Annotated in this window: 13 protein-coding genes; 1 reads left to right on the top strand and 12 read right to left on the bottom strand. The window is 73.1% G+C overall.

The genetic code is table 11. The annotated features are described in order from the left end of the window. Positions 1 to 45: 45 nt before the first annotated feature. The 12 genes from tsaD to glmS all read right to left on the bottom strand — a co-directional run bounded on the left by tsaD (position 46) and on the right by glmS (position 11,168). The gene (tsaD, locus tag ASF37_RS09920; protein WP_055964438.1) at positions 46 to 1,089 is read right to left on the bottom strand and encodes a tRNA (adenosine(37)-N6)-threonylcarbamoyltransferase complex transferase subunit TsaD; all 1,044 of its coding nucleotides are present in this window, start codon (positions 1,087 to 1,089) and stop codon (positions 46 to 48) included. Between the two features lie 78 nt (positions 1,090 to 1,167). Next, positions 1,168 to 1,938 (bottom strand): 1-acyl-sn-glycerol-3-phosphate acyltransferase, encoded by a 771-nt coding sequence (locus tag ASF37_RS09915; protein WP_055964435.1) that lies wholly within the window; start codon positions 1,936 to 1,938, stop codon positions 1,168 to 1,170. Between the two features lie 55 nt (positions 1,939 to 1,993). Then, positions 1,994 to 2,452: a DUF5709 domain-containing protein gene (locus ASF37_RS09910; protein WP_055964432.1), complete on the bottom strand. Its 459-nt coding sequence runs from the start codon at positions 2,450 to 2,452 to the stop codon at positions 1,994 to 1,996. Then, a complete protein-coding gene (locus ASF37_RS09905) occupies positions 2,449 to 2,916 on the bottom strand; it encodes a DedA family protein (protein WP_055964429.1) in 468 nt (155 codons plus the stop codon). Before ASF37_RS09905 ends, ASF37_RS09910 begins: the two co-directional genes overlap by 4 nt. Beyond that, positions 2,913 to 3,371: a GNAT family N-acetyltransferase gene (locus tag ASF37_RS09900; protein WP_055964426.1), complete on the bottom strand. Its 459-nt coding sequence runs from the start codon at positions 3,369 to 3,371 to the stop codon at positions 2,913 to 2,915. Before ASF37_RS09900 ends, ASF37_RS09905 begins: the two co-directional genes overlap by 4 nt. After that, complete coding sequence (tsaB, locus tag ASF37_RS09895; protein ID WP_055964423.1) at positions 3,368 to 4,009, bottom strand: tRNA (adenosine(37)-N6)-threonylcarbamoyltransferase complex dimerization subunit type 1 TsaB; 642 nt, start codon at positions 4,007 to 4,009, stop codon at positions 3,368 to 3,370. Before tsaB ends, ASF37_RS09900 begins: the two co-directional genes overlap by 4 nt. Before the next feature lie 296 nt (positions 4,010 to 4,305). Continuing rightward, on the bottom strand, positions 4,306 to 5,274 hold the full coding sequence (gene tsaE, locus ASF37_RS09890; protein ID WP_055964419.1) for a tRNA (adenosine(37)-N6)-threonylcarbamoyltransferase complex ATPase subunit type 1 TsaE: 969 nt from the start codon (positions 5,272 to 5,274) through the stop codon (positions 4,306 to 4,308). Continuing rightward, positions 5,274 to 6,341 carry an alpha/beta fold hydrolase gene (locus tag ASF37_RS09885; protein WP_055964416.1) on the bottom strand — a complete coding sequence of 356 codons (1,068 nt, stop codon included), beginning with the start codon at positions 6,339 to 6,341 and terminating at the stop codon, positions 5,274 to 5,276. The genes tsaE and ASF37_RS09885 overlap by 1 nt, the downstream gene beginning before the upstream one ends. A 41-nt stretch (positions 6,342 to 6,382) precedes the next feature. Continuing rightward, positions 6,383 to 7,498, bottom strand: a complete 1,116-nt coding sequence (gene alr, locus ASF37_RS09880) for an alanine racemase (RefSeq protein WP_056575498.1) — start codon at positions 7,496 to 7,498, stop codon at positions 6,383 to 6,385. Beyond that, positions 7,492 to 8,925, bottom strand: a complete 1,434-nt coding sequence (locus ASF37_RS09875; RefSeq protein ID WP_056575493.1) for a bifunctional ADP-dependent NAD(P)H-hydrate dehydratase/NAD(P)H-hydrate epimerase — start codon at positions 8,923 to 8,925, stop codon at positions 7,492 to 7,494. Before ASF37_RS09875 ends, alr begins: the two co-directional genes overlap by 7 nt. 28 nt (positions 8,926 to 8,953) lie before the next feature. Continuing rightward, positions 8,954 to 9,310 carry a holo-ACP synthase gene (locus tag ASF37_RS09870; protein WP_056553472.1) on the bottom strand — a complete coding sequence of 119 codons (357 nt, stop codon included), beginning with the start codon at positions 9,308 to 9,310 and terminating at the stop codon, positions 8,954 to 8,956. Between the two features lie 7 nt (positions 9,311 to 9,317). Continuing rightward, on the bottom strand, positions 9,318 to 11,168 hold the full coding sequence (glmS, locus tag ASF37_RS09865; protein WP_055964406.1) for a glutamine--fructose-6-phosphate transaminase (isomerizing): 1,851 nt from the start codon (positions 11,166 to 11,168) through the stop codon (positions 9,318 to 9,320). Positions 11,169 to 11,223: 55 nt separating this feature from the next. On the opposite strand from glmS, the gene coaA reads away from it, so the two are divergent. Further along, entirely contained in the window at positions 11,224 to 12,165 is a 942-nt protein-coding gene (gene coaA, locus ASF37_RS09860) for a type I pantothenate kinase (RefSeq protein WP_055964404.1), read from the top strand. The last annotated feature ends 486 nt before the right edge of the window (positions 12,166 to 12,651 follow it).

Below are 12,651 nucleotides of genomic sequence, written 5' to 3'. Positions count from 1 at the left end.
CGGCCGCCCCGCGCCGGGAGCCGTGCACAGGCACGCCGCGGACGCTCAGGCGACGACGCGGGTGACGGGCAGGCTGGAGTCGACGGGGAGGTCGAGCGACGACGGGGCGATGCCGCGCGACACGACCTCGGCACCGAGCGCCGCCACCATCGCGCCGTTGTCGGTGCACAGACCCGGCTTCGGGATGCGGACCTCGATCCCGGCCGCCGACGCCCGCTCGAGCACCATCTGGCGCAGCCGCCCGTTCGCGGCCACCCCTCCCCCGACGACGAGGGTGTCGACGTCGTGGTCGCGGCACGCCTGCACGGTCTTGCGGGTCAGCACGTCGACCACGGCGTCCTGGAACGATGCCGCGACGTCGGCGACGTCGATGTCGCGCCCCATGCGCTGCTCGTGCTGGACGTGCCGGGACACGGCGCTCTTGAGTCCGGAGAAGGAGAAGTCGTAGCGGTACCGGTCGGCGTCCTTGGCGGCCGTGAGTCCCCGGGGGAACCGGATGGCCGTGCCGTCGCCCTCCTGCGCCACACGGTCGATGTGCGGCCCGCCGGGGTACGGCAGGCCCAGCAGCCGCGCCACCTTGTCGAAGGCCTCGCCGGCCGCGTCGTCGATGGTGGTGCCGAGCATCGTGATGTCGGAGGCGATGTCGTCGACGAGCAGGATCTCGGTGTGCCCGCCGCTCACCAGCAGCGCGGCCACCCGGCGGTCGAAGCGACCGTGCTCGAGCTGGTCGACCGCCACGTGGGCGGCCAGGTGGTTGACGCCGTAGAGCGGCTTGTCGTGCGCGATCGCCAGCGCCTTGGCCGCGGCGACGCCCACCAGCAGCGCCCCGCTCAGACCGGGACCGCAGGTGACGGCGATGGCGTCGACCTCGCGCACGTCGATGCCCGCCTGGGCGTACGCCTGCTCCAGGGTGGGCACCATCGCCTCGAGGTGGGCCCGGCTGGCCACCTCGGGCACGACGCCACCGAATCGCACGTGCTCCTCGACGCTGGAGGCCACGGCGTGCGCCAGCAGGTCGGTGCCCCGCACGATGCCGACGCCGGTCTCGTCGCACGACGACTCGATGCCGAGCACGATCGGTTCAGTCACGCCGACCAGTCTCTCAGACCCCGTGGAGCCCGCGGCCGACCTGGTCCTGGGCCGAACGCCGAGGACCGCGAGGTGCGGTCAGGAGGACTGCCCGTCCTGCTTCGCGGCGCGACGGGCGGCCTTCTGCGCCTTCTCCTCGGCGTCCAGCCGGGCCGCCTCCTCCGGCGTCGGGGCCGTCCCGCCGTAGCGGGCCGGGGCCCACCACTGACCCTCCGGGGAGACCGGGTACTCGCGGATCGCCTTGTCGAGCAGCGCCGTCATGGCCTCGCGCAGCACCTGCGTCTCGGCCACCGGGTCCTCACCCGTGACCGGGATCGGTTCGCCGACGTGCAGCGCGATCGTCTTGCCACGGCCCCAGATGTCGGACTCGTGACCCTTGGTCTTCAGCAGCTGCGTGCCCCACGTGACCATGGGGATGAGCGGGACGCCCGCCTCCGCGGCCATCCGCACGGCGCCCGTCTTGAGCTCCTTGATCTCCATGGAGCGGCTGATCGTCGCCTCGGGGAAGATGCCCACGATCTCGCCGGAGCGCGCGTACTCGACGGCCTTGTCGTACGACGCCTGTCCGGCGTCACGGTCGACCTCGATGTGGTGGAAGGACCGCATGAGCGGTCCGCCGACTGGGTGGTCGAAGGCCTCCTTCTTCGCCATGAACCGCACTAGGCGACCCGACGGCTGCGTGGCGAGGCCGTCGAAGACGAAGTCGACGTAGCCGATGTGGTTGGCCGCGAGGATCGCTCCCCCGGTGCGCGGCACGTGCTCGGTGCCGGACATCTGGAACGACATGCCCAGCAGCTTGAACAGCGTCTTGGCCGTCACGATGACCGGCGGGTAGGTGATGTCGCGCATGCGGGTCAGCGTAGTGCACAGATGTGCACCGAAGGGGTCGTCGCGGACCCGCTTCTCATGTCCCGGGCGAGCCGGCGGACAGGTCGTCGGGATCGTCGTCCACGACGTGCACGGCGGCCTCCTCGGCGCTGGCGGCAGCACCGTCGATGCCGACGTCGTCGCCGACCAGGGCCTTCTCGGTGTCCTCGCCGAGTCCCTCGTCGGGCGCGACCAGGCGGCCGGAACGCTCGTCGCCCACCTCGTCGTCGTAGGCCTCGGGGTCCACGTCGGCGTAGGGGTCGACGTCGGGAACCTCCTGCGCGACGCGCTGGTCGAGGGTCTCGCCCTCGAGCGCCTCGTCGGGCGTGGTGCCGAAGCCCTCGCCCGCGCTCCACTTCTCCGGTGGGGAGTAGCCCTCGTCGAGCACGTCGTCGACCCCTCGGTCGACGAGCGTGTCGTCGGGCTGGAGCTGGTCGAGGGCCTCCGACTCGTCGCGGTTGTCCTGGGCGTCGAAATCGATGGGTCCGTCGGTCATGCTTCGAGACTGCCACGCCGACGGCGCGACGCAAGTGCTGCGACGACCGCCACGAGCACCAGGGCCACGCAGCCGACCGCGACCGCCTCCCCGCGCTCGCTTCCGGTGCGCAGCGCCACGAGGAACGCGCCGGCGCCGATCGTGCTCCAGACGGTCGCCCACAGCGCGGCACCGGGGACCAGCCCGACGAGGTAGCGCGGCCAGGTCATGCCGGCGAGACCGGCGCCGGCGTTCACCACGGTCTGCGCGCCGACCGTCAGGAAGCTGGCGGTCACCACCGGCGGACCCCACCGGTCCACGCGGTCGGCGGCCGCGCGCAGCCGGGGGCCGGGCTCGCGTCGACGCAGCACACCCGCCGCGACCAGACGACCGACACCGTAGGTGGCGCCGGCGCGCAGCAGCACGATCGCGAAGAGCGCCAGCCACGCCCAGGCCCACGGCCACGACCGGATCTCCTCCATCATCGCGACGACTCCGGCGTGCTCGCGGGGAGTGCCGCCTCCAGCACGAGCGCGTCCCGGCCGGGGCCGTAGTAGCCATGGCGACGTGCGATCGGCTCGAAGCCGTGGGCGGCGTACAGGGCGAGCGCAGGGGCGTTGTCGTCGGCGACCTCGAGCAGCATGCGCGTCGCGCCACGGTCGGCGGCCGCCGTGCTCGCCGAGCCCACCAGGCCCGACGCGACGCCGTGGCGCCGGTGCGCCGCGTCCACGACCACGCGGTGCAGGTCGGCGACGTCGGCCACGACGCCGACGTCGACGTAGCCGGTCGTCACGCCGTCGTGCTCGTCGACGAGCACGATCCGGTCCGGCAGGGCGAGCTCCTCGCGCAGCGTGGCCGCGGACCAGGCTCCCTGGCCGAAGACCTCGCGCTCGAGCTCGACGAGGGCCGCGAGGTCGCCGTCGTCCGCGGGACGGATCACCGCACGGGCGACGCCGGCCGAGCGTCCGGCCGGCGCAGGTAGAGCGGCTCCAGGGGCAGGATCTCGACCTGGCCGCTCACCACGCCGTCGGCGAGGGCCGCGGCCGACGCGTCGAGCGGTCCGTCGAGCGCCGTGAGCACGTCGGCGTACAGCTGGGCCCCTCGTCCGACCACGGGCAGGTCGGGGAGCAGGCGCGCGAGCTCGGCGGGCTTGTCGACGTTCGGGCCGTCGACCCGGCGCAGGACGCCGTCGTCACCGGGCGCGTACCGCGCCCAGTAGACCTCCTTGCGGCGGGCGTCGATGGCCACGACGTGCTCGTGGTCGAGCGCAGCGGCGAGGGCTAGGGCGTCGAGGGAGCACACGCCGTGGGCCGTGAGCCCGAGGGTCGACGCGAGGGTGCGCGCGGTGACGATGCCGACGCGCAGTCCGGTGAAGGGTCCGGGCCCCACACCGACGGCGACGTCGGTGAGGTCGCCTGCCGTCCGACCGGCCTCGGCGAGGGCGTCGCGGATCGCCGGGGCGAGCAGCTCGCCGTGCGCCATCGTGCCCTCCCCCTCGGCCCGGCCGACGACGACGTCGCCGTCGTGGACGGCGACGCTCACGGCAGGGCCGGAGGTGTCGATCGCAAGCAGCAGCACACGAGTGAGCCTACCCTCACTCCACTGGGCCATCGGGGCACGCCCGCAGCGTCGGGCAGCGATCATTCTCGTGGACCGGTCCCCCACGCAGAGAGCATCGTTCGTCGGTCCGGGCGGTCAGAGGTAGGTGACGCACCGGTCCGCGGCCCGGACGGGTGCGAGGCCTACCTCCGACGCCTTCGATAGGTGCGCCACCTACCTCTGACGGCTCCGACACGTGCGTCACCCGCCTCCGAGGAACGCAGCCTCAGACCGCCGAGAAGCCGCGTCGACGCAGACGCAGACCGAGCAGGACCTCAGCCGAGCAGGGTCGAGCGCAGCGGGACGTCGACCCAGCGGGGACCGTGCGGCTTGATGGTGACCACGCGCGGCTCCGCCTCGTCGGGGTGGTCGCCGTCGTGCTGGGTGCCGAGCGGGTCGATCGGGCGGGCGCCGCGCACCTCGATGCTCACCGAGAGCCAGCTGTCGTTGAGCTGCTCGGCCATGCCCGCGCCCCACTCCACCACGGTCACCGACTCCTCGGCCGTGGCGTCGAGGTCGAGGTCGTCGACCTCCTCGGCGCCACCCAGCCGGTACGCGTCGACGTGCACGAGCGCCGGACCGTCGGACTGCGACGGGTGCGTGCGGGCCAGCACGAACGTGGGCGACGTGATGGGTCCGCGGACGTCGAGCGCGGCTCCCAGGCCCTGGGTGAACGTGGTCTTGCCCGCACCGAGGTCGCCGGTGAGGACCAGCAGGTCGCCGGGTCGCACGAGCTCGGCGACCCGCGCGGCCAGGTGGTGCATGACCTCGGGCGTCGGGACCTCGCGGGCGAGCCAGAGCGTCTTGCCCAGCACCAGCAGCGGACCCTCCTGGTCGACCGGGTAGTACTTGCGTCGCGTCCAGAACCGCACCGTGTCGGGCAGCTCCTCGCGCACGTGCAGCCAGATGCCGTCCTTGCCGCGCTCCTCGGCGGTGTCCTCGGCCACGCCCACCATGGCCGAGGCGACGCCGCGCGACTGGATCTCGGGGTCGACCGCCACGCGCCGCAGGCCCAGCTTGCCGGGGCGCGACTCGTCGAACAGCAGGGCACCCATGGGAACGCCTCGACGCTCCACCAGCAGCCCGCCGGCCGTGCCGAGGACCTCGGCGACCGACTCGACCGTCTCCTCGAGCGCGGTCGACGGCGGGTCGAGGTCGGGCCGCACCCTGAAGGAGCGGTGGATGATGTCGACGACGGCCTCGGCGTGCTCGGGACCGGCGTCGATGACGTCGAGAGCGCGCATCAGCGGTCCTGCTCCCGCACCGGATGACCGACGGCCTCGAGCACGTCCTCGATCGCACGGGTGACGGCCACGTTCTCCTCGAACGGGATCATGTGTCCGGCGTCCTCCAGGGTCACGAGCTCGGCACCGTCGATGGCGTCGGCCAGGCGCCGGGCATGGCTGATCGGCGTGAGCAGGTCCTTCGTGCCGCAGGCCACGACGACCGGCACCTGCGCGAGACCCTTGGCCCCGGTCCGCACGTCGAGGTCGACGAACGCGGGGTAGAAGTCGAGCAGCACGGAGGTGTGCGCCCGCAGGATCATCTCGTCGGACATGTCGGCGTACTTCTGCGGCGCGTCGGGACCGACCGCCCAACGACGCACCACGCTGTAGCTGTTGAAGGTGCGTCCCCAGTCGAGCAGCGGGCTTCCCGCCCGCAGCAGCGGCAGCAGCCGGCGCAGCCCCGGGCTCTGGCGCACGAGACGACCGGCGCTCGTCGAGAGCAGCACCGCTCCCACCACCCGGTCACCGAACAGCGAGGGTGACTCGGCGGCCAGCTGCTGGACGGTGATGCCGCCCATGGAGTGGCCGACCAGGACCACCGGGCCGTCGGGCGCGACCTCGTCGAGGATCGTGCGCAGGTCGTCGGCGAGCTGCTCGAAGCTCGAGCCGTGCCGGGTCGATCGTCCCGAGCCTCCGTGCGAGCGCTGGTCGTAGAACACCATGCGCACGAGGCCGCGGAGCGCCAGGCGCTGGTAGTGCCACGTGTCGAGGGTGCAGACCCAGCCGTGCACGAACACCACGGTCAGCGGCGAGTCCTGCGTCGAGGAGCCCGCCTCGTGCCGGCCGGCCGGCGTCCCGTCGCCGCGTGTGCGTGCCTCGTCGACCTCGACGTTGAGCGCGACGCCGTCGGAGGCGATGACGGTGCGCGGCGTGCTGTGCACGCTGCCGAACGGCACGTCCTCGCCCCGCTGCTCGCGTCGGTGCTCGCGCCGGCGGGTGTCGACGACCTTCGCGGCGACCCCGGCCGCCACGAAGGCCCCGGCGGTCGCGGCCAGGGCGGTCAGACGGGCGGGAAGGTGGCTCATCACGGTCCTCGGTGGGCCGGCCGACGGACGGTGCGTCCGGCTCAGCCTCGGTAGGTGCGCTCGATGCGGCCGCCCAGTCGGGTGACGACCTCGTACCCGATCGTACCGGCGGCGCTCCCCCAGTCCTCCGCGGTGGGGGCGCCCGGCTCCGCGCCGAACAGCGTGACCACGTCGCCGCGGGTGGCGTCCCGGTCGCCCAGGTCCACGACCAGCTGGTCCATGCAGATGCGTCCGACCACGGGGGCGCGACCCCCCGCGAAACCGACCTCGGCGCGACCCGACGCGGTGCGGAGCACGCCGTCGCCGTACCCGAGCGGGACCAGCCCCAAGGTGGTCTCGCGGTCCGTGGTCCAGGTGTGGCCGTACGAGACCGACGTGCCCGCCGGCACGCGCTTCACGGCGGCGAGCCTGCCCCGCAGCGTGAGCACCGGTCGCAGGTCGGCGATCCCGGAGAGGGCGGGGTCGGGGGCGATCCCGTAGGTGGCGATGCCGGGCCGCACGAGGTCGAAGTGGGCCGAGGGGCGGGTGAGCAGGGCCGCCGAGTTGGCCAGGTGGCACCAGCGTGGGTCGAGGCCGGCACCCCGCGCGGTCTCGACGGCCTGTCGGAAGACCTCCTCCTGGAGGTCGTTGGCCCGGTGGCTCGGCTCGTCGGCACAGGCGAGGTGCGACCACACCCCCGTGACCTCGACGCGGCCCGACGCCTGCGCGGAGGCGGCGGCCCCGACCAGGTCGTCCCACTGCGGACCGAAGGCGCCGTTGCGGGCCAGACCGGTGTCGACCTTCAGCTGCACGCGCGGACGTCGGCCGGTGGGCACGTCGGCCAGGATCTCGGCGAGCTGCTCGGTCGACGACGCGGTGAGCTCGACGTCGCGCTCGACGGCGGCGGCGTAGGAGGCGCCGGGTGCCGCGAGCCAGCAGAGCAACGGCCCGGTGTCGCCGGACTCGCGCAGCCGGAGCGCCTCCTCGGGCGTCGCGACACCGAGCCACGAGGCGCCGGCCTCCCGCGCCGCGCGGGCCACCGGGAGCATGCCGTGGCCGTAGGCGTCCGCCTTCACGACCGCCATGAGCGCCGCTCCCGGAGCGAGCCGCGCGAGGGTGGCCACGTTGTGGCGGTACGCGTCGAGGTCGACGACCGCCTCGGCCTGCGGGCTCACCACCGGCGCACCTCCACCAGGGTGCCGTCGAGGAACGCCGCCACGGTGGTGGGCAGGGCCGCGGCGACCTCCGACGCGGCGACGGGACCTCCGGGGTTCGCCCGCACGGCCGCCGCTCCGTGCAGGAACGCGGCGAGGCGCCCGGCGTCGAACGGGTCGAGCCCGCCGGCCAGCAGCGACCCCGCGAAGCCGGCCAGCACGTCGCCGGACCCCGCTGTGCCCAGCCACGGCGTCCCGGACAGGTTGACGGAGCACCGTCGCTCGCCGGAACCGTTCCGCGGGGCGACGACGAGGGTGCGGGCACCCTTGAGCAGGACGGTGGTCCCCCAGCGGTCGGCGGCCGTGGCGGCGTGCGCCCAAGGATCGGCCTCGACCGTCTCGCGGTCGACGTCGAGCAGGCGGGCCAGCTCACCCGCGTGCGGGGTGAGCAGCACCGGCACCTGGGGGTCGTGCGGCAGGTGCTCGATCGCACCGGCGTCGACGACCAGCGGCACGCCGTCGTCGAGGCACGCGGCGAGCTGATCGCCCACGTCGTCGCCGGCCCCCGGGCCGACCACCCAGGCCTGCACCCGACCGCGTCCGTGCACGACCTCTGGCGCCCGGTCGACCACGCGGGCGGCGAGCGCGTCGGTGCCCACGAACCGCACCATGCCCGCGAGGCCGGACTGCGCACCGGCCACGCAGAGGTGCGCGGCGCCGGCGTAGGCGTCGGACCCGGCCGACACCCCGACCACGCCACGCGCGTACTTGTGGGACTCCCCGCTGGGCACGTGTCGTCGCAGCACCTCGCCGTCACCGACCTCGAGCGCCTCGACGGCGGCGCCCGGCAGGTGCGGGCCGAGCCCGATGTCGACGAGGTGGGGCGGCTCCCCTCCCCCGGCGTCGGCGGCCGGCCCGACCAGGGAGCAGACCTTGTACGTGCCGAACGTGACCGTGCGGTCCGCCCGCACGTGCACGCCCGGGGCAACTCCCGTGTCGACGTCGACGCCGGAGGGGACGTCGACCGCCACGACGTGGGCAGACGTCTCGTGCGTCCACCGGGCCCAGTCCGCGGCCCGACCCTCGAGGCCGGCACGGGCACCGATGCCGAACAGGGCGTCGAGGCACCAGCGCTGGGCACCCGGGCCGTCGACGTGCTGCGCGCCGGCCGCCCGGGCCGCTGCGAGGCCCTCGGCGTGCACGGCGCCGGGGTCGAGCAGCGCGAGGTCCACGCGCACGCCGCGGTCGAGCAGATGGGCTGCCGCGAACAGGGCGTCGCCGCCGTTGTTGCCGGGACCGACGAGCACCACCACGACGTCGCCGGCCGGGACGTCGTCGAGGGCGTCGGCCAGTCCGCGGGCGGCGCGCTGCATGAGCGCGTCCCAGCCGGTCTCGCGGGCGAGCCGCTCCTCGGCGTCGCGCACCTGCGCGACGGTGTGCCCGCTCAGCACGTGCTCACGCCCCTGCTCATGACCCCCGTCATGATTCCGCCACGACGAACGCCGTGGCCACCGACGTGTCGTGCGACAGCGACACGTGCACGCGCGTGATGCCGAGGTCGGCCACCCGGGCCTCGGCCGCCCCGGAGAGCGAGAGGTGCGGAGCGCCGTGCTCGTCGAGCACGACCTCGATGTCCTGCCACGACATGCCCGCGGGCGCTCGCAGGGCCTTCACGAACGCCTCCTTGGCGGCGAAGCGTGCCGCCAGGCGCTCGGTGGAGAGCACGGCCTCGGCGGGGGTGAAGAGTCGCGAACGCAGCTCGGGCGTGCGCTCGAGGGTCCGCTCGAACCGGCCGAGGTCGACGACGTCGACCCCCACGCCCCAGATGCCGGACACCGTCGACCTACTCGACCGTGACCGACTTGGCGAGGTTCCGCGGCTGGTCCACGTCGTGGCCGAGCAGCGACGCCAGCTCGCACGCGAAGATCTGCAGCGGCACCGTGGCCACGAGGGGCTGGAGCAGCGTGGGCACCTTGGGCAGCCGGATCAGGTGGTCGGCGTAGGGCACGACGTCGTCGTCGCCGTCCTCGGCCAGCACGATCGTGAGGGCGCCGCGGGCGCGGACCTCCTGGATGTTGCTGACGATCTTCTCCTGCAGCTGGTCGCGTGCCTTCGGTGGCACGACCACGAAGACGGGGATGCCGTCCTCGATGAGCGCGATCGGGCCGTGCTTGAGCTCGCCCGCGGCGAAGCCCTCCGCGTGCAGGTACGCCAGCTCCTTGAGCTTGAGCGCCCCCTCGAGCGCCACGGGGTAGCCGACGTGCCGACCGAGGAACAGCACGGACCGACGGTCCGACAGCTCCGCGGCGAGCTTGCGCACCTGGTCGCCCTCGTCGAGCATCCGCTGGATGCCGGCCGGCAGCTTCTCGAGCGCGCCCATGATGGCGTCGATCTCGTCGCCGTACTTGGTGCCCTTGACCTGGGCCAGGTACAGACCCAGCAGGTAGCAGGCCACGACCTGCGACAGGAAGCCCTTCGTGGACGCGACGGCGACCTCCGGGCCGGCGTGGGTGTAGATGACCGCGTCGGACTCGCGCGGGATCGTGGAGCCGTTGGTGTTGCAGATGCTCAGCACCCGGGCGCGCTGCTGGCGGGCGTACCGGATGGCCATGAGCGTGTCCATGGTCTCGCCGGACTGGCTGATCGCCACGACGAGCGTGGACTTGTCGATGATCGGGTCGCGGTACCGGAACTCCGAGGCGAGCTCGACCTCGCACGGGATGCGCGTCCAGTGCTCGATGGCGTACTTGGCCACGAGTCCGGCGTAGGAGGCAGTGCCGCAGGCGATGACGATGATCTTGTCGACGTCGCGCAGCTCGTCGTCGCTGAGGCGCATCTCGTCGAGCTGGAGGCGGCCCGCACGGCTGTAGCGGCCGAGCAGGGTCTCGGCGACGGCCTGCGGCTGCTCGTCGATCTCCTTGAGCATGAACCAGTCGTAGCCGCCCTTCTCGGCCGCCGAGACGTCCCAGTCCACGTGGTAGCTGGTGGTCTCGGCCGGTGCACCGTCGAAGCCGGTGACCACCATGTCGTCGCGGGTGATGGTGACGACCTGGTCCTGGCCGAGCTCGACCGCCTCGCGGGTGTACTCGATGAAGGCCGAGACGTCGGACCCGAGGAAGTTCTCGCCCTCGCCCCGCCCGACCACGAGCGGGGAGTTGCGCCGCGCGCCGACGACGACGTCGGGCTGCTGCGCGTCGGTGATGACGAGCGTGAAGGCACCCTCGAGCCGGTTGCAGACGGCACGCACGGCGTCGTCGAGGGCGGGCGTGCGCACGAGCTCGTCGGAGAGCAGGTGGGCCACGACCTCGGTGTCGGTGTCGGACTGCATCTCGTGCCCGGCGGCCTCCAGCTCGGACCGGAGCACGGCGAAGTTCTCGATGATCCCGTTGTGCACGACCGCGATGCGACCGTCCTCGCTGAGGTGCGGGTGCGCGTTGCGGTCGTTGGGCGCGCCGTGGGTGGCCCAACGAGTGTGCCCGATGCCCGTGGTGGACTCCGGCAGCGGCGACTCGGCGAGCACCCCGTCGAGGTTGACGAGCTTGCCCGCCTTCTTGGCCCAGGCGATCTGACCGGTCTCGGGGTCGGCCAGCGCGACTCCGCCGGAGTCGTAGCCGCGGTACTCGAGGCGACGCAGCCCGCCCATGACGACGTCCAGGGCGCTGCGGTGCCCGACGTAACCCACGATTCCACACATGCGCTCCAGGGTACCCAGGGAACCCGCCGGCTCCCGCTACCGGCAGGATGAGGCCATGGCTCGTGAGCTCTCGCCGTACGTCGAGATCGAGAGGTCCGCATGGGCCGACCTCGCCGACGACGTGCCGCAGCCGCTCACCGAGGCCGACGTCGAGCGTCTGCGTGGCCTCGGCGACGAGCTCGACATCGACGAGGTGCGCGAGGTCTACCTGCCCCTCACCGAGCTGATCAGCCTCCGGGTGCGTGCCGCGACCCGGCTCTGGGAGGCCACCGAGTCGTTCCTGCGGGAGCCGCAGCCCCAGCGCACCCCGTTCGTCATCGGCGTGGCCGGGTCCGTGGCCGTCGGCAAGTCCACGACGGCCCGGCTCCTGCGCGCTCTGCTCTCCCAGTCACCGGACCACCCGCGCGTCCAGCTGGTCACCACCGACGGCTTCCTCTGGCCCAACGAGGAGCTCGAGCGTCGGGGCATCCTCCAGCGCAAGGGCTTCCCGGAGTCCTACGACCGCAAGGCGCTCCTGCGCTTCGTCATCGACGTCAAGTCCGGCGTCGAGCAGGTCTCGGCGCCGGTCTACTCCCACCTCACCTACGACCGCACCGACGAGACGGTGGTGGTGGAGCGGCCCGACATCGTCATCGTCGAGGGCCTCAACGTCCTCGCTCCGGCGAAGGAACGCGGCGACGGGTCACCCGGGCTGTCGGTGAGCGACTACTTCGACTTCTCCATCTACGTCGACGCCTCCAGCAAGGACATCCGCCGCTGGTACGTCGACCGGTTCCTGGCCCTGCGCCGCACGGCGTTCGCCGACCCCGCCTCCTACTTCCACCGCTACAGCAGCCTCACCGACGACGAGGCGCGAGCCCGCGCCGAGGAGCTGTGGGACACGATCAACTGGCCCAACCTGCGCGAGAACATCCAGAGCACCCGCGGCCGCGCCGACCTGGTGCTGCGCAAGAGCGCCGAGCACTCCGTGAAGTGGGTGCGGTTCCGCAAGATGTGAGCCGGACGAGCCGGACTGCGGGTGCGGCGGCCGGCCGGTCGTGTCCTGCGGGTGAGTCGGCCCGGCCGAGACCTTCCCTGCTGCTGCGACGTCTCGGCCGGGGTCTCGGCTGCGGCTGCGTCGCTGTGACTTCGCGTTCTCCTGCGGCTGCGTCGCTGTGGCTCCACGTTCTCCCGCGGCTGCGTCGCTGTGGCTCCGAGGCGGGGCGGTCTCCGAGAGGGCCTCGACCGGAACGGGGGGTCCCGGATCGGCTGGGCCTGCGGGGCGCGGCCACGATTCTCCCTCTGCGCGGGATCAGCGCACGATTCTTCCTTCGCGTGGACCGTGCCACGCGAAGGAAGCAACCTGGCGACGAAAAGGGCCCCGCACGGGCAGGGATTCTCCCTTCTCGTGGACCGTCCCACGCAAAGGAAGAATCTCTGCCCACCCGCCGCGCACCGGCGCCCCGGCGAACGCAGGATTCTGCCTTCGCGTGCAGAAGCCCGA

Origin of the sequence: Aeromicrobium sp. Leaf289, assembly GCF_001423335.1 — a bacterium.
Lineage (GTDB): Bacteria > Actinomycetota > Actinomycetes > Propionibacteriales > Nocardioidaceae > Aeromicrobium.
Note: the sequence above shows the minus strand (reverse complement) of the source record. Positions and strands in the feature narration are given on the sequence as shown.